Raw genomic sequence first — 22,933 nt, forward strand, 5'->3', positions numbered from 1 at the left:
ACAATACCGTCGCCGACGCCGTGCTCGACCGCCTCGTCCACAACGCCCACCGCATCGAACTGGCCGGCGACAGCATGCGCAAGCAAAGGGCCTCGCCCCTCTTGACCCCCGCCGAAAACGGCGAAACCTATAACCCCTGACGAAAACGAGGCACCCGAGGACCACCCCGTCAAAACTGTCCGGACTTTAGCGGAAACGCTGTCCGGGAATTAGCGGAATGGCTGTCCGGATTCAGCGAAGCGCGCACCGAGACCGCAGACCGCGATGGCTGGCCGGCTCAGAAGACGATCGCCACGCTCATCGAGATCGAGGTCGCCGAGCGGACCTCCCGCCGCATCCAGCGTCATCGCGATCAATCCGAGACGCCCGCGGGGAAGACATTCGCCAGCTTCGAGTTCGACGCCGCCACAGGCGTCCGAAAGCAGCAACTCCTCTCCCTCGGTGCCGGCGGAGAGTGGATCGAGAACGGCGACAATCTCTTGCTCTTCGGCAAGAGCGGCACCGGAAAGAGCCATGCCGTGGCGGCGATCTGCCACGCTCTCATCGACGCCGGAAAGCGCGTCCTGTTCACCCGCACCATCGACATCGTTCAGCGGCTGCAGATCGCACGGCGCGATCTCACCCTGATCGGCGCCCTCGAGAAGTTCGACAAGTTCGACCTCGTCGTCCTCGACGACCTCTCGTATGTCCGCAAGGATCAAGCCGAGACCAGCGTCCTGTTCGAACTCATCGCCCATCGCTACGAACGCCACAGCATCGCCATCACCGCCAATCAGGCATTTTCAGCCTGGAACTCGGTATTTCCGGATGCCGCCACAACCGCCGCCGCGGTAGACAGATTGGTCCATCACGCGACGATCATCGAAATGAAAGGTGAGAGCTATCGCGAGCGCTCCGCCGCGCGCCGAGCCGCAAAGGAGGATCCCCCGGCGTCAGCGTAGCTCCCTATCGGAGCCGATTCACCTCACGACCGGGTAATTGTCGCCACAAAAGCCGCCGCCGACAATTACCGAGAGAGGGACGCCAAACAGACGGCGACAATTAGTGTAATTGTCGCTGAATGCCCCCTCTTGCCAAACGACAATTATACGGGTAGCGTCCAATTCGCTACTCGACAAACGCCCATTTTGGCCAGCTTAATTGTCGGCGAGCGGCCTTCATAATTGTCGCGCTCCACGTTCTTCAGTTTCGGACGTGACGGGCCCTGCGATCACGGTGCCTCCGAGCGTTTCGCAAAATTCACGCGGATACCCGGTCGATCCTCGGGTGTGCCAATGAATTCGATTCCGGCTCGCTCAAGGGCTGTCTTGATAGCGGAAAGCGTAGACGTGTGGCTCGGAGGAATGCCATCAAAGGTCTCGATGCGCTTGATGGTCCTCAGTGCGACTCCAGAATGATCGGCGAGGTGTTGCGCCGCCATCCGAAGAGCAGCACGGGAAGCTCGGATCTGGGCAGCTGTAATCATTGACATTTTCACATATTGCCCTTATGGTGCAATTATAGGCACCATAAGGGACTGTTCGCTATGACCAATACCCCGCCCGCTTTAGAATCGGACGCCAGAGATTGGATGGCGGCGCTTCTCCGCCTCGACGGAGCCTACTCCGAAAACACGCTCCGCGGCTACCGCGCCGACTTCCGGACTTTCGAAGCGTGGTGCAATGCCAACGGTCACACGGCGTTGCCGGCCGCGCCGGAAACCGTGGCCGCCTTTCTGGGTGCGGCTCCCAGCACCGCATCGACGAGCACATTGCGGCGGAGACTGGCGTCGATCCGCAAAGTTCACCGTTTGTTCAAGTTCGGCAATCCCGCCGAAGACGAGGATGTCGTGATCGCCCTTCGTCGTGCCCAGAGAACTCGGCACCGCCGGCCGGGACAGGCCCTCGGTCTGACCTCCGACCTGCGCGATCGGCTGATCGATGCCTGTCCGGCTGATCTCTCGGGCTTAAGGGATCGGGCCCTGATTTCGATCGGCTACGACACGCTGTGCCGCCGCTCCGAACTCGTCGCCTTTCGATTGGAGGATCTGACGTGGCTGGCCGACGGCGGCATGCTCGCTCTCATCCGACGCGCCAAGAACGACCCGTTCGGAGACGGTCGCGAGGGATATGTTTCGATGCGGAGCGCCGGGCTGCTCGACGAATGGCTGCGCGCAGCCGGGATCGATGAAGGATGGCTGTTCCGCCGCGTCGTCTTCGATGGTGTCGGTCCGAACCCTCTCCATCCGCACTCGGTTGGTCGGATCTTGAAGCAACGCGCCGCCGCTGCCGGTACTTCGGCCGAAACAGTCGACGCTCTATCTGGGCATTCGATGCGCGTCGGTGCTGCGCAAGACATGATGGCTGCCGGGATGGGCCTACTGCCGATCATGAAAACGGGCGGATGGAAGTCGGTAAACGTCGTGGCGCGTTACGTTCAAAACGCCGACCTCCTCCGTGTGTCCGCGAACCGCTGGTGATCGATCGAGCGGCCAAAGATCCTCATTCCGTGGGTTGGCAGATGCAGAAGGGAAGTTGCATCCGGCTCGCCTGAGTTCAGGACCTCAAATCAAGCTCCGCAGATAGGCTCCGTAGGAGCTCTTGCCCAGGGCATCGGCCAGCCGACCGAGGCCGGCCGCGTCGATGAAGCCCTGGTGGTAGGCGATCTCTTCGGGGCAGGCGATCTTGAAGCCCTGCCGCTTCTCCAGCGTGCGGACGAATTCAGCCGCCTCGAGCAGGCTGTCCGGCGTGCCCGTGTCGAGCCAAGCGTAACCGCGCCCCATCATCTCGACCGACAGCGCGCCGCGTTCCAGATAGACACGGTTGACGTCGGTGATCTCCAACTCGCCGCGCGCCGACGGCTTCATGTTCGCGGCGATGTCGACCACCGTCTCATCGTAGAAGTAGAGCCCGGTCACCGCCCAACTGGACTTCGGTTTGGCCGGCTTCTCCTCGATCGACAGTGCCCGCATCTCCTTGTCGAACTCGACGACGCCGTAACGCTCCGGATCGCTGACGTGGTAGGCGAAGACCGTCGCGCCGGCACCGCGCTCACGCGCCCGCTGCAGGAGACGCTGCAGGCCGGCGCCGTAGAAGATGTTGTCGCCGAGGATCAGGCAGGACGGCCCGCCGGCGACGAAGTCGGCACCGATCGTATAGGCCTGAGCGAGACCGCCGGGGTTCGGCTGTACCCGATAGGAGAGCGAGATCCCCCACTGCGAGCCGTCACCGAGTAGTCGCTCGAAGTTCGGCAGATCGTGCGGCGTCGAGATGATCAGGATTTCTCGGATACCGGCCAGCATCAGGACCGACAGAGGGAAGTAGATCATCGGCTTGTCGTAGATCGGCATCAACTGCTTCGACGTGACGAGCGTCATCGGATGCAGCCGGGTGCCGGCACCGCCGGCCAGAATAATGCCCTTCATGATGGAACTCCCGCGATTTCGTGAAATCAATGACTGAAGGCTCAGGCGGGCTGACCGCCGACCAAGCGGCGGACGACGACCTCGGTCGATTCGGTCCAAGCCGGCAGGCGAACGCCGTGAACCCGTTCGAGCTTTCCGCAGTCGAGACGCGAATTCGTCGGGCGTCGCGCTGGCGTCGGATAGGCCGACGTCGGGATGCGCTCGACCTCGGCGGAAGGCCCGCCGCATGCCGCCGACACCCGAAAGATCTCGGCGGCGAAGTCGGCCCAGGCTGCTTCGCCGGTGCCGGTCATGTGGAAGAGCCCGCGCAAGGTCGGGTCGGGCGCCGCGAGAAGGTTGCCCGCCACCACCAGCATGGCCTCGGCGATGTCGAGCGCCGAGGTCGGGTTGCCGATCTGGTCCGCGACGACGCCGACGCGGTCGCGGGTCTCGGCCAACCGCAGCATGGTCTTGACGAAGTTCTTGCCGAACGGCGAGTAGACCCAGGCGGTCCGCAGGATCGCATGGTCGGGCGTGGCTGCGGCCAACGCCAACTCGCCGGCGAGCTTGGTGCGGCCATAGGCGCCGACCGGCCCGGTCGGATCGGTCTCGACATAGGGCGCGGGCTTCTCGCCGTCGAACACGTAGTCGGTGGAGAGATGTACTACCGGCACGCCGAGCCGAGCGGCCGCCCGGCCGATCTCGCCGAGGGCGGTGCCGTTGATGGCGAGGGCCAGCGCCTCGTCGGTCTCGGCCGCATCGACCGCGGTATAGGCGGCGACCGACAGGATCACGTCCGGCTTCAGCGCTTCGATCGCCGGCGCGATCTTCGTCGTGTCGGAAAGGTCGAGTTCGGGCAGCCCGATCAACACGATCTCGATGTCGTCGCGCCCGGCGGCCTTCTCCAGAAGCGCACCGACTACTTGGCCCTCGGTGCCAGTCACCAGATAGCGATGCGCCATCATTCGCTCCCTTCGGATTTCAAGACGCCGAGCCGCTCGCCGGCATAAATCTTGTCGCGTAAGGGGCGCCACCAGGCTTCGTTGTCGAGGTACCAGCGGACCGTCTTCTCGATGCCGGTCTCGAAGGTCTCCTCGGCCTTCCAGCCGAGCTCGGTCTCGAGTTTGGTGGCGTCGATGGCATAGCGGGCGTCGTGGCCTGGCCGATCGGTGACGTAGGTGATGAGATCGCCGTGGGGGTGGCTCTTCGGCGCCAACCGGTCGAGGATCGCACAGATCGTGGTGACCACGTCGATGTTCCTGCGCTCGTTGCGCCCGCCGACGTTGTAGGTCTCGCCGACGCGACCGCGCGAGGCGATCAGGTGCAGCGCCTTGGCATGATCCTCCACATAGAGCCAGTCACGGATGTTCGAGCCATCGCCGTAGACCGGCAGCGGCTTTCCGTGCAGCGCGTTGAGGATGACGAGCGGGATCAGCTTCTCGGGGAAGTGGTAAGGCCCGTAGTTGTTCGAGCAGTTGGAGACGACGGTCGGCAGACCGTAGGTGCGGCCCCAGGCGATCGCCAGATGATCGGAGGCCGCCTTCGACGCCGAATAGGGCGAGGAGGGATCGTAGGGCGTCGTCTCGGTGAACAGCCCTTCGGCGCCGAGCGAGCCGTAGACCTCGTCGGTCGACACGTGGAGGAAGCGGAAGTCGCGCTTCTCGTCGGCAGGCAGACCGTTCCAGAAGTGGCGGGCCGCTTCGAGCAGGGTGAAGGTGCCGATGACGTTGGTGGTGATGAAATCCGCGGCACCGGTGATCGAACGATCGACGTGGCTCTCGGCGGCGAGATGGTAGACGCGGGTCGGCCGGAAGCTCGAAAACACCTCGGCGACCGCGGCGGCGTCACAGATGTCGGCCTGGACGAAACGATGGTTCGGCTTGCCCTCGACCGGCGCGAGATTGGCGAGATTGCCGGCATAGGTCAGTTTGTCGAGGGTCAGCACCTCGGCACCGACCTCGAGGACCAGATGCCGTACCACGGCGGAGCCGATGAAACCCGCGCCGCCCGTCACGATGATCCGCATGAGACACCTCCGATGGACCGGTGTCCCGGAGCGGGACATCGGTCGATGTGAAGAGAAAACCTAGGCAAGGAAAGTGCCGAAACCGGAACGGCGCCCGAGACCGCCGGGCACCCGAACGACGGACATGCGACGGCCGGGCGGCGTCGATCAACCGCGCGACGCCGCCCAGCGGGCATGGAGTGTCTCGAACGGCGTCAGAACGGTCTCGCCGAACCCGGTCGTCGCCTCGGGCTCGATCCGCATGGTCGAGCCGACGCCGATCCCGGTCTGCCGAACGTAGGCGTCCCACTGTTCGACCCGGTAGCCGGAGCCGTTGGCGATCAGGCTCTTCTCCGGCAGCGAGAGATCGGACGGCTCCAGCACGAAGTCGAGCGCCGGGCGCGTCCTGTCCTGCGAGGACGGCCCGAACAACAACCGGTCGGAGCAGTTCTTCATCTCGGCGACGGAAATCGGAACGGGCCGGTACGGCGTTTCGATCGGCGCCGGCTCGATGAACGCGGCCCAGATCTGATAATCGAGCCGGCCGAGCCGGGACGCGCCGCGACCGAGGTCGAACAAGCGCAGCCGCCGCGCCCGGACGTTGCGGAACCCGGACCCGGGCGGGCAGGTTCCGAGCGCCTTGCCCTTGCCGTAGGTCGCCCAGATCTCCATCGCCGACTGGCAACGCGCGATCCAGTTGTCGGAGTAATCGATGTTCTCCCAACCCGAGTTCGGCTTGTCCATCGGATAGCCCTGGCAGGTGAGCGCCGTGTCGTAGCACTCCCAGAACAGGTTGTTGCGCGCGGTGATGTCGTAGCCGCTCCCGAACTGCTGCACGCCGTTTCCGTAACGCCGGCCGTCGGAAAGGAAGCTCCCGCCGATGGTGTGGAACACGCACCACTGGATGTCGGTGTCCCAATAGAGGTCCGCCGCATTGCCGCCGGTGCCCTCGAACCACAGGTCGCGTGCCGTGATCCCGCTGTCGAGCGCCAGCATGCGGACGTTCGGCGATGCCTTGATCGTCGCGGCGCGATCCTTCGGGTTGTCGTGCGAGAAGACGTAGAGGAACTGCTCCTGATCGGAGAAGAACTCCCAATCGGATTTGAGAGCGACGGCGGACCGCTTCTTCACGGTCTTGATCGCGCCGTCGACCGACAACCGACCGATGTTGGCGCCGTCGCGACCCGGTGTATGGCTGCCTTCCGGCAGCAGAGCCGCGTTCACGTCGATCCGCCACAGGTCGGGACCGGCCGACGTCCATCCGGCGGGATCCAGCACTTTCCACGACGAGATCCGCGGCAACGGCTCGCCGGGCGAACCACCATAGGCGCCGAGGGTGACGGGAGCTTCACCGGTCTCCAGGTGCCGATGGCCGCCGGTGGCCGATTGCAGACGCAACGTCGAACTCAGGGGGAAGGACCGGCCGCGCCGAAACAGGATCGAGCTGCCCGCCCGATAGCGACCGGCGGAAACCTTCTCCGTCGTCTTCCAGGCCGTCGCCGGACTGCGGCCGTCGGCGGCGTCCGACCCGGAAACCGAGTCCACGTGGAACACGTCCCCGGTGGCGGCGAACGCCGCGTCGCGCATCGCCCACGGCGCCGTCAGCGCACCGCCGATCAATCCCCGCCGGGTCAACGTGATCATGCCGTCCTCCGTCCCTCGCTCGACATCGGCCGCCGTCCTCACCTGCCGAGAAGATAGTCCCGACCGGCTCGGATGACCACGCGTGCACCGTCGATGTCGCGGCGAACCAGGAACCGCACCGCCCGGGCGAGGATCCGCACGGCGATCATCGGCATCGACCGCGGGTAGTAGGTCCGGGTGAAATGCAGCAGATTGCGGTTGAGGAAATAGAGGCTGGTGTTGCTCGCGCGATGCCGGAGCGAGGTGCCGATGCTGCCGCCTTCCTTGTGCCAGACGATCGAGGCCGGCTCCCAGCCGATCCGGAACCGACCGGCATTGCGTTCGCTCCAGTCGGTCTCTTCGAAATAGAGGAAATAGCTCTCCTCCATGAGCCCGACCTCTTCGAGAAATCGGCGGGATACCAACATGGACGCGCCGATCACGTAGGTCATCTCGTGTTCCACCGCCTCGCGGCTCGGCAGCGCGTCGAGGTCGGTGAACTTGCCGATGTGGTCGCCCATGCCCTTGCGGCCGTCGAACCACCCGCCGAGCCCCTGAACCTTCGTGGGGTCGTCATAATAGACCAGCGTCGAGCCGAGCATACCGAGGTCCGGTTCGGCCCGCATCCGCTCAGAGAGCCGATCGAGGGCATCCGGGCGGCAGATCGTGTCGTTGTTGAGAAGCCATACGGCTTCCACCGTGGGGTCGGTCAGCGCCAGCCGGATCGCGGTGTTGTTGCCGCCGGCGAAGCCGAGATTCGCGCCATTGCGCAGGATAGTGACGAGCGGCGCATCGGCAAAGCTCCCGGGCGCGCCGAGGTCGATCACCCTGTGGTCGTGCCGATGCCGCCGCTCCTTCGGCAGGCCGCTCCAGGCCGAGCCGGAACGATCGACCTCCACCCGGTCTTCGCACCAGCCGACGATGTGCTCGATCGAGCCGGGCGCCGAATCGTTGTCGGAGACGATGACCCGAAATTCCGACGTCGGCGTGTCGAGCCGCATCAGCGCCTCGAGACACTCGACGGTGTCGTGGTGGCCGTTCCAGTTGACGAGGACGACGACGATCATGTTTCGGCCTGTCCTTTGCCGATCGGCGGTTCGATCTGCAGATTCGTTGGCCTCATTCGATCGGCCGGGTCTCGGTGGCCAATTCGAGCGCCTCGACGAGCGACCGCTTCATCGCCTCTCGGGAGAAATGACTCCGGGCGTAGTCCTGTTCCGCCTTCGACTGGCACAACCACGCCTCGTCGGCGAGCCGTAGTTGTTCGACGACCGCTGCCGCGATCGCGTCGTCGCCGTCTCGGACCGGCACCAGCGCTTCCAGCCCCGGAAGTCCCTGCGCGCCGACCGGAGTGGTGACGAGCGGGATCCCGTTCCGGAGGGCCTCGACGACCTTCAGTTTGATACCTGCGCCCACGCCGAGCGGCACCACGGCGACGCGGGAGCGGGCATAGAGATCGGCGAGTGCCTCGTCGCTGAGCCATCCGGCGATCTCGACACCGTCTCCGGCCAGGGCCGAGACGCCCGGTGTCGGGTAGGCACCCGCGATCACCAGCCTCGCGTCCGGGATCGCCGTGCGGACCAGCGGAAACACTCCCTTGGCCAGGATCTCGGCCGCCGCGACGTTCGGCGGATGACGGAAGCTTCCGACGAACATCAGCTGTGCTTCGCCTGGCGCCGCGGTGCGCGGATGGAACTCGTCGAAACAGAAGGCGAGGAGCGGCCGAGCGACCACTCGGGGCTCGATCGCGGCGATCCGGTCCGTCTCGTCGGATGCCGGATAGGTGGACACCGCCACCCGCCGCCAGATGCTCCGTTCCAGTCGCTCCGCGGCCACCGCCTTCGCGGCGATCGCCGGGTCGGCGGTCCGCTCCGCTTCCATGCCGAGCCGGGCGAAGTGGAGATCGTGGCCGTAGTAGAGAACCGGCAGCCCGGCGGCCCTGAGCGTGTCGAGATGGGCCTCGGCGACCTCCGGCCGGTTGAGCAGGACGTGGCGGACGGTTCCCCGCCGCGCCGCGAGCCAGTTCTTCAGCGACGGCCGGAAGTAGCCGGCGACCACGTTCACGCCCAGCCGCCGCAGCGGATGGGCATAGCGCGGGACGTCGAGCCCGTCGGACGGCCAGAAATGGACCCGGTGGCCGAGATCGACGAGGCTGACGACGTGTTCGAACACGGTTCTCGAGCCGGCGTCCCGATCCGGGGTCGGCAGAGCGTAGTCGAGGACCAATACGTCGCCGCGGCCACTGCGGTCGACGGATCCGGCGGCACCCGGCCGCACGGCTGCAGCCGACCCCACCGGGCGATCCGCGAAGGTCCCGTCCTTCAGGGCGCGCAGATAGGCCTCGGTCTGGCGAACCGGTACACGAAGCCACCTCTTCAGACCGAGGCGCGCGACGTCGAAAGCACTCATGCGGCAATACCCACTGTCCGAGTGCCGATGGTCGAATGGATCATCGGTGAGGAAATCCGATCGGAAGTCACGCGTCCTGCACCGGTGCGGGCGAACCGCCTTGCCCGGCAGAACCGATTCGGGCCGTTTGCGCAACGTCGTCGAAGATCGTGAAGTTCTGCCGCGACAGCGCCAGAACAGCCTCTCGGCGCGCGCCGACGATCCGTGTCAACTCCGGCAGTTGCTGGATGAAGCGGGCGAGCGCATCGCGGAACGTCCCTTCGACAAGGAAACTCTCGGGCGACAACAGCAGCCAGTCCGGCAGACCGAAATGCCGGTAGAGGCCCTCGAACTTGTCCTGATAGGTGGCGCAGAGCGCCGGAACGCCCATGCCGAGCGTGGCGATCGCGAGATGCATCCGCCCCGAGACCACACCGTCGAGCCGACCGGCGACCGCCTTCAGCGTTGACGCCCGATGGCGGCCGTCGAGGTGGCGCACGGTGTCGCCCAGAATGCCGGCGACGCGATCTCTGATCGGCTCAAGGCAGACGGCATCGCCGAGCCGCCCGCGATAGTCGTGGGGCAGCAGGAGCCAGGCGACCCGCGCCGTCTCGGCACAGGCGAGCAGGGCATCCGCTCCTCGTTGGACGATGGTCGCGATCTGTTCGTCCGTGGCGTCGCGGAACAGCATCGGATGCACGTTGATGCCGATGACCTTTCGACCGTCGGCATGCATCGCGTCGATCCAGGCGCCGAGGTCGTCGGCCACCGCACCGGGGGTGAGCACGAACGCACTGTCGGCGACCAGTTCGCTGGTCGCCGGGCTGAACCGCCCGAAGCGTTCGAAGGAAATCTCGTCACGCAGCCGGAAGCGCACGTCAGGGCTCACGCCGGCGAAATGCGCCGCGAGCCGTGGATTGGGTCGGGCGTTGAAGCTGAACCCGAGCACCGAGGACGGAATGCCGCGCCGCGCCGGCAGATCGACGACGGCGATCATCTTCGCCGAGCCGAGAAAATCGTGATAGGCGTCCATGATGTCGGCACCAAGAGCGACGACGGCGTCGTAACGCCGCTTCGTCAGCAAGGCGTCGAGATCGCGCACGAAGTGCGGGCTCTCCCAGATCTCCACCGGCTTCAGTCCATGCGCCACCGCCATCTCCGAGGCGACAGGGCGGCCAGTCAGCACCTCGATCTCCACCTCGGGGTTGCGTGCCCGCGCCATCTCCACCACCGATGTCACCATCGCATCGTCGCCGAGGGCACCCATCAGCGTACCGGGATCGGGCGGCACTAGCAGGATGCGCTCGATCGGCCGACGGACCTGGATCCGCGCCGCGTTCCGGCGGCTCTCCCGCCACTCGGCTTCGAAGACGGCAATGGCGCGTTCCGCCTTCCAGGTCCGGATGCGGGCCTGGAGCGATGGCGGGACGAGAGATTTCAACGCCTTCTTAAGCTGCATTGGGCTTGCCCTTGCCGATGCGAGTGGTGACGAACCGGATGATCTCGCCGAGCTGCCGGCGCGCGAACATGACGTAGAAAGCGAGCAGGCAGGCCGAGTAGACGAGGCCGAGCGCGATGCCGGAGAGAATGCCGTGGGGCAGGATCGGCGAGACGAAGGGCCGCGCGACCACCACACCGAAGAACGCGATCGCGCAGCCGATGCCGCCGACGAAGAGGATGCGGGCGACCTTGAGATAGGACAGACCGAGTTCGTGCGCCGCGACGGCGAAGGACAGCGGCGTCACAGCGAGTTGCAGCACCGCGTAGTAGGCGACGAGATGGTCGATGCGGTCGAAGCTGACGGCGAGCAGCCCGACTATGATGATCATGTATTTGATCAGACCCAGGACGAGCGTCTTGCCCGGTCGGCCGCGCGCCGTCATGTAGGGGCCGTTCAGGTGCTGCACGCACTGCACCGCGCCGACCAGCAGCAGCGGCAATGAAATGGCGTCGACGCCGGCCCATTTCGCGCCGAACAGGACGTCGCAGATTTCGGGCGACAGGGCGGCGAACAGCACAAAGATCGGGGTCGCCAGAAAGGTGGAAAAGTTGACCGACTGCAGGTAGATCCGCCCGAGGCGCTCTCGATCGTCCGCTACCGTCGACAGGACCGGCAACGACACGTCGTTCAGAACGCTCTGCAACAGGATGAGCAGGATCTGGTAGAGGCGGGCGCCGACGGAATAGACGCCGAAGGCCGCGATGCCGAACTGCCGGATGATGATCAGCTCGACCACCCGCGACGACACGAAATCGACGATGCGCATGGTTATGACCGGCAGCGCGAACCGGCCGAGGGGCCTCAGGCTCTCGACGGTGAACCGCCACTGCGGCCGCCACATCGGGCTCCACCATAGCCAGATCAGACCGACAAGCGCGGTGACGTAGCTCTGCAATACCAGCGACCAGACCCCTGCACCGAGGCCGGCCGCGGCGACTGCCGCCACACCACCGACGACGTTGGCGATCAGGACCCGAAATGCGAGCGTCCGGAAAGCGAACACGCGCTTGTAGTTGATCTCCTGGAACACCGAGAGCGTCATGATCGGCGCCAATGCACCGAGCCCGATCAGGATCGGCGTCAGACCGGGCGCCTTGAGCCAGACCTCGAAGGCGCCGGCGAAGGCGACGATGACCCCGGAAAGCAGGAACGATGTCGCCACCGAGACGACGAACGGCAGATCGACGTCCTCGGGTTTCAGATCGCGCCGCTGGATGATGGCATCACCGAAGCCGAACTCCGAAACCATGGTGACGAAAGCGACGACGACGAGCGCCGCCGAGGCGACGCCGTAGTCTGCCGGCGTCAGCAGGCGCGCCAAAATCGCGAACATCGCAAAGGTTATGAGCCGACCGCCCCAGTTTTGGGCCGCCGACCACAACAATCCGCGCATCGCCGTGGTGCCGATGTCGCTGGTCATTCAGTCTCCGGTTGCGCATAGTCGCGAGATGCATGGATTGTGACGCCTCGGCTCGTTACCCGAGCACGATGGCGGTCTCCTGCAAGGTCTTGCGCCACGACTGCGCAACCTTCAGCTCCGACGGAATGACCCCGACGGCGATCATCATGATGGCGGCTTCGTTGTCCGGGATCCCGAGATTGCGCTTCATGGCTCGATCCCGATCGAAGTCGACGCTCCAATTCAGCATGCAGGCCCCGTAGCCGAGCGAATGTACGGCGTAGGCGAGCGACATGGCGAACAGGCCACCGTCGATCCAGGCCTGATTGCGCTCTCCGGTGTAGAGGAAGGACCGAAGATCGGAGGTGACGATGTAGACGGCGCCGGCCCGATGGCCGAACCCGCGATTGCCGTTCTGATACGACAGCCCCTTGGCGATCAGCTCCTTCCCGCGAAGGATGTAGGCCTTGGCGGTCTGTCGGTTGCAGACCGACGGCGTCTTCAGAGAGATTTCCACCGCCCGCAGCAGATCCGCTTCCGGTACTTCGTCGCCGGTGAAGTTGCGGATGCTGTGCCGTCGGGCGGCGAAATCGGCGAAGGAGAAATCGCCGTGCCTGACGATGTCGTCCCTGGCGAACGACAGCGTGCCGCCCGTCGAGTCTGCGCTTCCCGCCGGGCCGCCGGCCAGAAATGCCTCGATCGCCGGAAACCGCAGATCGTGGTCGCGGTTGAACGCGACATATTCCGCGAGCGCGTCCCGGACGGCGACGGTGAAGGCGTGCGACCCGTGCTCGGCCTCGAAACGCGTCGTCTCGCCGATGACGCGCTCGACGACATCCCGACCGAAACCGGCCCGCGGCTCCGGCAGCGAGAGCCCCTTCTCGATCACATGGTATTCTTTGATGATCGTTTTGATTTTCGATTCCAGATCCGGCCGCACCCGAACGGCACTTGAATATTTATAGAATTTTCCGAAATCGTAGGCGTAGTCACGAATCAGGACGTAGATCGTTTCGACGAACACTCTCGCCTTTCTCAATCTCCGCCAAACGAAATCGGGGATGTATTTCTTGATCGCAGACTTCATCGACATCGTCAGCAACCTTTTTCGATCGAATTTGCGTGAGCCGGAACAGTACCCGACCGCATCGGCATTCTTCGCCGGAGGCGGAACTCGTGCGATCGCGCCGCGACGTACCAGAGCGTGCCGCCGAAGGCGACGGTCCAGTCCAATGTGAAGTAGTTCATCGGGAGTGGGCTGAGCATGAAGGCGAGCGCCACGGATCCGAAGGCCCCGCACGCCGCATGGCTCGGATTGTTCACGTCACGGCCGGCGCGCATCAGATCGACGATCACGATGACCGTCAGGACGATGGTGAACGCCAACCCCAGGTACCCGAACTGATAGAGTGCGCCATAGATTCCGATGTCCCCTAGGCTGACCGGGTAATTGACCGCACCGAACAACTGGCCCGCACGGAACATCGCGAACGACTGGATGTTGTCGAGATTCTCGTTCAAATGCATGAACCCGAATCCCAGGCCGTAGGTGTTGTCGAAGTACCCGGCGAAGAATCTCTGCTCGAGATTTCGGAATTGAACGCTAGCGTCACTGTTTAAAAGATCGATATTCTGGAAAACCGCCGCGTATTTTTCCATTACAAATGGCAATGCGACCACCGCCGCAGCGGCGATCGCGATCAAGACGACGACCTTGAATTGGCTGCGCAGATGGTACGACACGTAGATCACGAGGCCGATGCCACTGGCCCCGAGCACGAGACGGCTCTCGGTCAAGACGACGAGCACATAAAGCAACGCCAGTCCGCACGGCACGACGATTGCCTTCACTAGAAACGATCTCGTTCGAAAGAACAGTGCGACCAGCAGTACGACCGAAAACGCCTGCTCGGTCTTCGCCAGGACCAGACGTCGAAGCCCGGAGTCGAAGGCCGACACTCTGACGAACTGGTCGAGCGCCGCCATGTTCGAAACCTGGTCGAGCATGGCGAGGAACACGCAGAATGTCGCCGCCGCGATGAATCCACCGGCCACTTCGTCGATCGAAACCTCGAAGAGGTCGAAGACCGAGAAAACAATTAGTGGAAGATAGAAAATCAACCCCGGCGCCCACGTCATCAACGGGTTCGGGACCAACATTGTATTGTAGATGAGCGAGACGACGCACAGATACGCGACGAATATCGCCATGAGCCTGTATCGTCTCGGAAAACTCCCGCGTAAGTAACACTTCCACAAGAATACCGGCGCCATCATGAATATGAATATATGCAGTAGTCTTTGGCTCATCCACACGGGGATACCGATGAGAACCAGTGGCAGACCATAGGAAAAGAGCAGAACGCCGGCGACCAGCAGGATCCGCGACCAGCGAATCTTCGCCGCCGGAGCCGCCGCGAAACGTCGAACCTCGAATTGCGGTCGCCGGCGTTGCGAATAGGTGGCCGGTATCCTGCCGTACATGTTTCGACCCCCGGGTCGGAGGAGTTCCATCCGATCGGCACCGAAGAACCGCCGATCGGGACATCGTCCACCACCTGTCGTCGGCTTTCGGAGCCGAAGATGTGCTGCGCGGCGAATTGCGGAGCGCCGGCCGACGAGAGCCGGGCGCCCCGCGATCCACGGTCTCACGCGCCGCCGCCGCCGACCGCCGCGTCCAGACAATCGAAAGCGCAGGTGATGTGGTAGAGACTCGAGGCGCGCGCCTCGGCCGGCATGAAGCCGCCGTCGGGACGGATGGTCTCGTGCCAGCTGCCCGGCACCTCTTTCGAGAAGTAGCGCATCAGGCCCCGCACAGCGATCGCCGCGCGCTCCTGCGCCGCACTCCGCTCGGCCGCCGTCGCGCCGAGATCGGCCATGGCGAGCCAGGCCTTGATCCGCTCGGTCTGCGGCCACAGACGCGATTTGTCGTCGCGGATCGAGAAGTCGTCGAACAGCTCGTTGATGGCGAGCCCGGACGCCGGATCGACGCCGTGGGTCTCGGCGATCTCGACCAGCCGGCGCGCCGCGGCGAGTGCGTCCGGCCGGCCGCGCATCAGGCCCCAGCGCTTCAGGAGCCAAGCCCATTCGAACTGGTGTCCCGGCTCGACGATGCGACCGGCTTCGCCGTCGACGGTATTCCAGTTGCCGTCGAAGAACTCGCGCAACGCGCCGTTCTGCGGGTGCAAGAAGCGCTTCAGGCAGAGTTCGGCGATCTCGTCGGCGAGCGCGTCCCAACCGTTGTCGCCGGTGATCGGGCCGGCCTCGATCCAGGCGAGACTCGCCTCGAAGATGTGCATGTGCGGGTTGGCCTGCAGCGGCAGCGAGCGCGGCGCCGATTCCTCGAACCCCGCGACCGGGTGCTTCCAGCCGGCCAGCATCTTCTCGCGCACGCCACGGGCGACCGTCTTCAACCGATCGGGATCGTCGACCACCGGCACCGCCGCGGCGAGGCCGAAGAGCGCGAAGGCATGATCGTAGAGATCGAAGACCGGACGCAGCGGGGTGCCGTCCGGCGCCACCGATCCGTGGAAGGTGCCGTCCGGCGCCAGGCTGCGGCCGAGCAGGAAGTCGATGCCGTGATCGACGATTTCCTTCGCCGGTCCATCCCAGCCCATGGCCGCCGCCTTGGCGTAACTGAAGATCTGGCGGCCGACGAGGCGGGTGCGGCGGGGCACCTCGACCACGGCGCCCGTCTGATCGAGGAGTTCGAAGAAACCGCCACCGACCCGATCGCCGCCGATCCGCCACCACAACGGCAGCGCCTCGTCGAAGAGCCAGGCTCGCAGGTCGGCGTGAGCCGAGAGCAGAGAAGAAACGGGAGCATTCATTCGGATTCGGTCCTCGGTCGTTCGATCACGGTTTCGAGGAAGGCCGCGAGGTCGCCGCCTTCGAAGAGATGGCCGGGGATGCCCGCAGCCGTCGCCGCCTCGATGTCGCTCGCCTTGTCGCCGACCAGGAAGCTCTGCGCGAGATCGACCGGCCACTGCGCGATCAGATCGAGGAGCATGCCGGGATTCGGTTTGCGCCAGGGATGATCCTGCCGATAGGCGGGGATTGTCGCGTCCGGATGGTGCGGGCAGTAGCGGTGGTCGTCGAAGTGGGCGCCGTGGACGCGCAATTCGGCGGCGATGTGGTCCATCAGGGCGAAGTGGTCGGCCTCGGTGTAGAAGCCGCGACCGATGCCGGCCTGATTGGTGACGACGAAGACGTAGCGGCCGCTCTCGTTCAGCCGGCGGATCGCCTCGGGTGCGCCTTCGACGAACTCGAAGCGGTCGGGCGAGCCAATGTAGCCGTGGTCGACGTTGATGACGCCGTCGCGGTCGAGAAAGGCCGCCGGGCGACGCTTGGTCGCCGGGATCTCGGTCTGCGCCCGCTCGTAGGTCTCCGGCAGGCCGATGTCGATGAAGTAGGCGTCGTCGAAGGCGCCGCCGATCAGCCGGCCCTCGGCGGCGAGGTCGGGCAGGACGTCGCGCTCCAGCGAGGAGACCGGCGCCACGCGTTCCAGAATCTCCTTCGACAGGAGATAGTTGCCGCCGTTGATCAACCCGGCGCCACCGCCGGGCTGCTTCTCGCGGAAACCGGTGATTCGGTCGCCGTCGACATCGACCGAACCGTAGCGGCCAGCGTCGTCGACCCGGCGCAGGGCGACGGCACCGAGGACGCCGGGCGCGCGCGCCTCGAAGGCTGCCCACAGCGCGAGCAGCGAGACGTCGAACCAAGTGTCGCCGTTGATCAAGAAGAAGGTGTCGGCGAGACGGTCGGCGGCTTGTCGCAGCGCCCCGGCGGTTCCGGCCGGGGCCGGCTCGACCGACACCTCGACCGTCATGCCGAAGCGGCGCGCAGCAGGCGAGGCCTCGGCGAAGGCGACTATTTTCTCGGCCTGGAAGCCGGCAAGCAGGAGCACGTCGTGGATGCCCTGGCGGCCGAGCTCGAAGATTAGGGTCTCGAGGAAAGGCTCACCGGCCACCGCGAGCAGCGGCTTCGGGGTGACCGCGGTCAGGGCGCCGAGCCGCGTGCCTAGACCGCCGCAGAGGATGACGCATTGGAGAGAACTCATCGGATGAGCGGCTCCCGAACCTGCCAAACTTCCGCGCCGACTTCGGAAAAGGATACCGCATCGGCGATGGCGCCCGCGCCACGCAGTGCCTCGATCAACTTGTAGCGCTGTTCTGGGTGGGTGATGAAAAACATGAAGCCGCCGCCGCCGGCACCCGACACCTTGCCGCCCAGCGCACCATTGGCGAGCCCGAACTCATAGAGTTCGTCGATGCGCCCGGTCGAAATTCCGCTCGCGGTTGCCTTCTTCGCCAACCAGCTCTCGTTGAGGAGTTGCGCCATGCCCGGGATGTCGCCGGTGAAGAGGCGCCGCTTCATCTCTATCGCATCGGCCTTGAGCTTGTGCATCGCTTCGAGCGCACGGGGCGAGCCCGAGGTCAGCTCGCGCTTCTGCTGCGAGATGATGTGGGCGGATTCGCGCGAGGCTCCGGAGAAACAGGTGACCAGCGATGATTCGAGTTCGTTGCGGATGCTGCGGCGCAGCCGCAGCGGATTGACGATGACCCGCTCCTGGTCGAAGAACTCGATGAAGTTCACGCCGCCGAAAGCTGCCGCATATTGGTCTTGACGACCGCCTGCGAGACCGAGATCGATTCGTTCGATGTCGAAGGCGAGGTGGGCGACGTCGTATTCGCCTAAAGGTTGTTCGAACAGGGCGCGGAAGGCGTCGACCAACGCCACTACCAACGCCGACGAGGAGCCGAGGCCCGACCCGAGCGGCGCATCGACGGTGGTGATCAGGTTCATCGCTACCCGGCGACCGCCGTTGTAGTCGCGGACCATCCGCTCGTAGACGCCACGATGCAGGGCCATCGGGGTCGCCGAAAGGTCTTCCTCAAGGTCGAACTCGTGCGCCAGCCCGAGATCATGGGCCTCGAAGACGAGTTTGCGATCGTCGCGGGGGACGATGATGGCAAAGGCGTAGCGATCGATCGTGGTGTTCAGAACCGCACCGCCGAATTGGTCGCAATAGGGAGAAAGGTCGGTTCCGCCGCCGGCGAGACCGAGACGAAGCGGCGCGCGTGATCGGGTAGTCTTCAATGAAGCCATGGTGTCGATCCACAAATCGTCTGGAGTTCGGGCGACGCCGGGCCGCACGAACCCGCGGGGAAGGAGGCGTCTTCGAAACCTTTCGGCCGAGGGTAGAGTTAAGATCCGGAGCCCTCGGAACGCGCCGAGCGCGCACCGCTCAGCGTTGTACGTCGTCCAGGGCCAGAGATTTCAGGACCTGGCGGTCGCACACGCCCGAGGTGACCATGTGGTAGATCGGATGGACAAGGGGCGTGAAGCCGACGGTCAGTTTAATCCGCTCGAAATAGCGGTCGATCAGAGCGCGCGCGCCGGGACGCGCCGCATAGATCTCCCCGCGGTACCAGAACGACATCGGGCCGGTGGCACCGTAGATTTCGCGGAAGATGGCATCCTCGCCGCCCTCCGGGCGCGATTGCCCAATCGAGATCGAACAACGGTCGCGGAACGCAGTCAGCGTGCGCCGGTCGGTCGGCGGTAGCAACTGGAAGTCCCGATCGGTGAGGCCACGCTCCATCTTCTCCTGGATCGGTCCGACCAGCTTGTCGTAGTTGATCGGGTCTTCGATCAGAATTTTCAGCCCGAGCGCGGCGGCGGCGACGGCGCCGACGGTCACAGCTTCCTTCAGGGACACCTTCACCGACGCGCTCCCCAGATTGAAATACCGGCGATCGACAGCGACGTCAGAAGACTAGCCACGCCAGCTCCGACGCTGCCGTGGATCAGCTGGTAGTACTCCGGGTGAAGTGCGATCAGGCCGATGCGAGTGGTGTTGATCAACACCACCGCGGCACAAGAGATGGCGATGAACAGGATCGACCGAGCGAATCCGCGGGTTCCGTACCAACTGCGCGCGATGATCCAGCCGAGGAACGCGAGCGACATGTTGGCGAAGGACGAGCAACCTTCAAGAATCTGCAGCGTCGTCAGGCCGTCGGCGGCGACCACGAGATTGCTCGACCACGGCCGATTCATGAGCGTGGCGACCAGAAAGGCGTCGATCTCAAGTATGAACTCCATGAAGAAATGGAAAATCAAACGCGACCAGAGCGACGAGAAGCAGAGCGCCAGCAACAGCAGGAACGTGTTGCGGATCGACGGGTTACCGGGCCTAGTGGCCAGAAAGTAGAGACCGAGGCCGGTTTGGCCGACCCAGGTGAGCGGCGAGATCGGAAGAACGGCGAAACCGAGGGCGACGGCGATCGCCAGAGGATCGAGCGGACGGGTCTCGCCGAAATCGGTCGTCCGAACGATCTGCAGCAGCACGAACATCGCGACGAAGATTACCGCGCTGATGTTGAACGTGGCATACAGCGCGGGGACGAAGCCGTAATCGGTGACGTATTCCCAGGCCCGCAGATAGAGTCCGTTCGGGAAGGCGATGCAGAACAGAAAAAAGATGATTTTGTTCAGAGGTAGCGATGCCACCTCGGCCGACGTGGAAGAGAGTATTGCAGATCTCGACATGCGTAGCTCCCGTAACTCGTCCAAGGTGGGCGGCACCCGGGACCGGCCGCACGCGGGACGAATTTTATCCTTCGATCCCTCGCCCCTCGCCGAACCCGCCAACCACAGATTTCCGGCGAATTGAGGCGGGATCACGACTTCCACGATCTGCCGCGGGCGCGGCGGGTCGGACGATGCTTCACCGGCACAGGGAGACTGCGAAGGCACTCAGTGTCACACCGACCGTACCCCAATCCCGCGATGCCATGATCCGCCGGCGACCCTCGGCGCCGAACCCGTCGAGTCCGGCCTGCTGGTCGAGTGCCTCGGAAAGGGCGGCGGTGAGTGCCGCCTCGTCGCCGCAAGCGAAGACGAATCCGGTCTCGCCCGGCACGACCTTTTCGGTCAGCGGCGGGAGGTCGGAGACGAGGACGGCACGGGCGTTGCCCATCGCCATGATAGTAACGCCGCTCTCGTAGATGCGGCGATAGGGGATGACCACCAGATCTGCGGCGCGATAGTAGTAGACGGTCTCCTCGTCGGGAACGTGGTAGGCATGGATGCTGACGCGATCGGCGATGCCGACCGAGGCGACGAGTTCGCGCATCGCGGCCTCTTGCGGCGGTTTCATCTTGCCGGCGGTCATCAGACGCCAACCGGGCCGACCGGCGAGCGGGCCGAGGGCGCTGATCAGGAGATCGAGCCCCTTTTCCTCGCGCGGATTGCCGAAGAACAGGAAGACACATTCGTCCGGTTCGAGGCCTAGCCGGCTACGTGCGTCATCGCGAGAGGGCGGATGCGGGAAATAGTCGACGTAATGGCCGTGCGGGACGATCGCCGAACGCCGGTCGGCCGATCCGCTGAGGCGCTCGAAGGTCTCCTTCGAGTAGTGGTTCAAAAAGATCAACCCGGAAGCGCCGGCCAACGCGAGATCGCGCACCCAGCCCGAGCTCGACGAGCCGAAGGATTCGATGTCGTGTACGGTCAACGCCACCTTCATGCCGAGGAGCCGCGCGCCCCAGATCGCCGCTACTTCGCGCAGATCGTGGCTGAAGGCATGCAGGCAGACGACCTCGGTGCCGGCACGACGCGCCCACCATAAGGCCTTCGCCAGACCGACGAAATAACGCACCGCCCGTATCGCCGCCGGCTCCGACGAGTAGAGGCTGCCGAAGGTCACCCGCTCCTCGAAAGGGCGACCGGGGGTGACCCCGGTAAATTCGGTCACGTAGACATGGACTTCGTGACCGGCGGCGGCGAGCCCTCTGGCGGTGCCGTCGACGAAATAATGGTGACCCCCGTGTTTGCCGAGCGGATCGATGATGGAAATGATGGGAAGTCGGCTTTGCATGTTCAGATCATCCGCATCCTGGATCGAAAGGCAGTTCGAATTTCGTCGATCCGTATCTCACGGTTATCGGCGCGCCATGCGAGGAACGGCATTTCGGGCCGCCGCAGTCAGGAACGGCGCGATGCTGCTCGCTCGATCAGATCTTCGTAGGCGCGGTGGATCTTTTCGAATGTGAAATCCTCTGCATGCCGTTTGCGGCTGTCGGCCGATGCCGATGCTCTGCGCTCGGGTGATGTCGCGAGTTCCCGCATTGCGGCGGCGCATTCGGCTTCGTCGGTAAAGAAGAGCTGCCCTTCTCCGGCCGTCCAACGATTGAACCGGTTGTCGTGGGCGATGACCGGAGTACCTGCACCCAATGCCTCGACGAGGGACGGGTTGGTGCCGCCGACTTGGTGACCATGCACGTAACCGAGGCAATGAGTCCGAATTGCCGCCAGTACTTCGGGATCGTAGATTCCACCCGGAAACACAACGGACGTCGAACCTTTGATTGCTTTGGCGATCGTCGCGTGATAAGTGTTGGTATTCGGCTCAAATTTCCCAAGCACCAGAAGCTTTGCGTCGACGACGGCACCCAAGAACGCCCTTATGATCTCTAGGATCGAGTTTTCCGGTTCAATGCGGGCGATAGTAACAAAGAATCGGTCGGTTTCAACGTTGATTGCCGCCAATGCGGAACTCGGAGAATCCTTAATACTATCGGAGCCGTAAGGAATTACGACCGCTCGTTCGCAGCCTCTCGACGCCAGATGTGCGGCAATCTGCGGGTGGTCCGCAACGGGCACGTCACACAGACGCGACCCGATCCATTCATTGAGCCAGAACCAGGTTTTGGCGAGCCGCCCCCACTTGCTGCGCTTCCATTCGATGCCGTCCATGTTCATGACGACAGTTCGGCCCAAAAGCTTCTCGATCAGATTGAACACCGCGGTGTTGTACCCGAGGACGAGATCCACACCCGGTCGACGGACGACGTCGATAACGCTGCGTAGATCAAACTCGACGGTCGCGAGTGCTCCTCGGGAATATGTATCGATGTGCACCCGTTCGATGCCGTTCCAGACGTCTCGCCGCTTGGAAACTCGCTTCTGGCCCTCGGCACCCTGGCAATAGACGGTGACCATCCATCCATTGTTCTTCATGTATGGAGCATATCGAGCGACGAAACTCTCGAAACCTCCATGAGCCGCGGGTATCCCTCTCGTTCCCAGGATGTTCAGGCGCCTTTCCGGCATTTTTCCCATCGCAGTAGCTTCTTTCAAGGTGTTCACGAATGAGCGCTCGTCACGGCTCGCCGAAATCAGAACGTGAGGTCGCTGCCTCGCACGAGCCATCGAGCGCATGCCGGGACGTTTCTACGAGTCACCGTGGACCTCTATGAAACCCAACCGCGAGCGAGAACTTGGGCAACTGCGCTTATTCCTATGCCACCGTCGTTAGAGCGAAGTCGCATACTTCCACCCCGATGAAACCCGCCCGTCACTACATTGCGCAGGAAATACCTCTAGGTCCTGTTGACGAATAGGATTCCCCTTCGGGTCCAGGAATGATTCAACGTCGCTTTCGGAGGGCGGCGGCGTTGATTCGAGACCTGATGAGCGACGAGGAATGGGCGTTCTTCGAACCCTTCGTGACGAGACGTGGCCCGCACAGCGGCCGGCGACCTCAGGGCCATCGGCGTGTCCTCGACGGCGTCTTCTGGATCGCCCGCACCGGCGCCCAGTGGCGCGATTTGCCCGAATTCTTCGGCA

General features: G+C 64.2%; 21 protein-coding genes. 4 read left to right on the forward strand and 17 right to left on the reverse strand.

Going from position 1 to position 22,933, the window contains the following annotated elements; genetic code table 11:
- The 3 genes from EYW49_RS21100 to EYW49_RS21115 all read left to right on the forward strand — a co-directional run.
- The coding region (locus tag EYW49_RS21100) for an ATP-binding protein (RefSeq protein ID WP_228259705.1) at window positions 1-140 on the forward strand (140 nt) is incomplete at its 5' end.
- Window positions 141-287: 147 nt separating this feature from the next.
- Window positions 288-941 (forward strand): IS21-like element helper ATPase IstB, encoded by a 654-nt coding sequence (gene istB / locus EYW49_RS21105; RefSeq protein WP_407695496.1) that lies wholly within the window; start codon window positions 288-290, stop codon window positions 939-941.
- A gap of 629 nt (window positions 942-1,570) precedes the next feature.
- The gene (locus EYW49_RS21115) at window positions 1,571-2,458 is read left to right on the forward strand and encodes a tyrosine-type recombinase/integrase (protein WP_165498361.1); all 888 of its coding nucleotides are present in this window, start codon (window positions 1,571-1,573) and stop codon (window positions 2,456-2,458) included.
- Window positions 2,459-2,542: 84 nt separating this feature from the next.
- On the opposite strand, the gene rfbA is transcribed toward EYW49_RS21115, so the two are convergent.
- From rfbA to EYW49_RS21200, 17 genes are all read right to left on the reverse strand, one after another.
- Entirely contained in the window at window positions 2,543-3,403 is an 861-nt protein-coding gene (rfbA, locus tag EYW49_RS21120; RefSeq protein ID WP_131311614.1) for a glucose-1-phosphate thymidylyltransferase RfbA, read from the reverse strand.
- Between the two features lie 41 nt (window positions 3,404-3,444).
- On the reverse strand, window positions 3,445-4,344 hold the full coding sequence (gene rfbD, locus EYW49_RS21125; RefSeq protein WP_407695495.1) for a dTDP-4-dehydrorhamnose reductase: 900 nt from the start codon (window positions 4,342-4,344) through the stop codon (window positions 3,445-3,447).
- Complete coding sequence (rfbB, locus tag EYW49_RS21130; RefSeq protein WP_131311616.1) at window positions 4,344-5,408, reverse strand: dTDP-glucose 4,6-dehydratase; 1,065 nt, start codon at window positions 5,406-5,408, stop codon at window positions 4,344-4,346. Before rfbB ends, rfbD begins: the two co-directional genes overlap by 1 nt.
- A 147-nt stretch (window positions 5,409-5,555) precedes the next feature.
- Window positions 5,556-7,031, reverse strand: coding sequence for a hypothetical protein (locus EYW49_RS21135; protein ID WP_131311617.1), 1,476 nt, complete (start codon window positions 7,029-7,031; stop codon window positions 5,556-5,558).
- A 38-nt stretch (window positions 7,032-7,069) separates the two neighbouring features.
- Window positions 7,070-8,011 (reverse strand): glycosyltransferase family 2 protein, encoded by a 942-nt coding sequence (locus EYW49_RS21140; protein WP_165498362.1) that lies wholly within the window; start codon window positions 8,009-8,011, stop codon window positions 7,070-7,072.
- Between the two features lie 118 nt (window positions 8,012-8,129).
- Complete coding sequence (locus tag EYW49_RS21145; RefSeq protein WP_131311619.1) at window positions 8,130-9,554, reverse strand: glycosyltransferase family 4 protein; 1,425 nt, start codon at window positions 9,552-9,554, stop codon at window positions 8,130-8,132.
- The gene (locus tag EYW49_RS21150; RefSeq protein WP_131311620.1) at window positions 9,487-10,857 is read right to left on the reverse strand and encodes a polysaccharide pyruvyl transferase family protein; all 1,371 of its coding nucleotides are present in this window, start codon (window positions 10,855-10,857) and stop codon (window positions 9,487-9,489) included. Before EYW49_RS21150 ends, EYW49_RS21145 begins: the two co-directional genes overlap by 68 nt.
- Complete coding sequence (locus EYW49_RS21155; RefSeq protein ID WP_131311621.1) at window positions 10,847-12,319, reverse strand: oligosaccharide flippase family protein; 1,473 nt, start codon at window positions 12,317-12,319, stop codon at window positions 10,847-10,849. The genes EYW49_RS21150 and EYW49_RS21155 overlap by 11 nt, the downstream gene beginning before the upstream one ends.
- Window positions 12,320-12,374: 55 nt before the next feature.
- Window positions 12,375-13,391: a nitroreductase family protein gene (locus EYW49_RS21160; protein ID WP_206365524.1), complete on the reverse strand. Its 1,017-nt coding sequence runs from the start codon at window positions 13,389-13,391 to the stop codon at window positions 12,375-12,377.
- Between the two features lie 2 nt (window positions 13,392-13,393).
- Window positions 13,394-14,509 carry a hypothetical protein gene (locus EYW49_RS21165; RefSeq protein ID WP_165498363.1) on the reverse strand — a complete coding sequence of 372 codons (1,116 nt, stop codon included), beginning with the start codon at window positions 14,507-14,509 and terminating at the stop codon, window positions 13,394-13,396.
- 437 nt (window positions 14,510-14,946) lie between these two features.
- Window positions 14,947-16,128 (reverse strand): AGE family epimerase/isomerase, encoded by a 1,182-nt coding sequence (locus tag EYW49_RS21170; RefSeq protein ID WP_131311623.1) that lies wholly within the window; start codon window positions 16,126-16,128, stop codon window positions 14,947-14,949.
- Entirely contained in the window at window positions 16,125-17,357 is a 1,233-nt protein-coding gene (locus tag EYW49_RS21175; RefSeq protein WP_131311624.1) for an HAD-IIIA family hydrolase, read from the reverse strand. Before EYW49_RS21175 ends, EYW49_RS21170 begins: the two co-directional genes overlap by 4 nt.
- Window positions 17,354-18,406: a GHMP family kinase ATP-binding protein gene (locus EYW49_RS21180; protein WP_131311625.1), complete on the reverse strand. Its 1,053-nt coding sequence runs from the start codon at window positions 18,404-18,406 to the stop codon at window positions 17,354-17,356. Before EYW49_RS21180 ends, EYW49_RS21175 begins: the two co-directional genes overlap by 4 nt.
- Before the next feature lie 139 nt (window positions 18,407-18,545).
- The gene (locus EYW49_RS21185) at window positions 18,546-19,025 is read right to left on the reverse strand and encodes a hypothetical protein (protein WP_131311626.1); all 480 of its coding nucleotides are present in this window, start codon (window positions 19,023-19,025) and stop codon (window positions 18,546-18,548) included.
- The gene (locus tag EYW49_RS21190; protein ID WP_131311627.1) at window positions 19,022-19,852 is read right to left on the reverse strand and encodes a hypothetical protein; all 831 of its coding nucleotides are present in this window, start codon (window positions 19,850-19,852) and stop codon (window positions 19,022-19,024) included. Before EYW49_RS21190 ends, EYW49_RS21185 begins: the two co-directional genes overlap by 4 nt.
- A gap of 178 nt (window positions 19,853-20,030) precedes the next feature.
- Window positions 20,031-21,182, reverse strand: a complete 1,152-nt coding sequence (locus EYW49_RS21195) for a glycosyltransferase family 4 protein (RefSeq protein ID WP_131311628.1) — start codon at window positions 21,180-21,182, stop codon at window positions 20,031-20,033.
- 107 nt (window positions 21,183-21,289) lie between these two features.
- Entirely contained in the window at window positions 21,290-22,525 is a 1,236-nt protein-coding gene (locus EYW49_RS21200) for a DUF1972 domain-containing protein (RefSeq protein WP_323053002.1), read from the reverse strand.
- Window positions 22,526-22,728: 203 nt separating this feature from the next.
- Between EYW49_RS21200 and EYW49_RS21205 the strand changes: the two genes are divergently transcribed.
- Window positions 22,729-22,933, forward strand: a 205-nt coding sequence (locus EYW49_RS21205; protein WP_131310539.1) for a transposase, incomplete at its 3' end; no start/stop codon positions are given.

The sequence above is a fragment of the Siculibacillus lacustris genome (genome assembly GCF_004328075.1).
Classification (GTDB): domain Bacteria; phylum Pseudomonadota; class Alphaproteobacteria; order Rhizobiales; family Ancalomicrobiaceae; genus Siculibacillus; species Siculibacillus lacustris.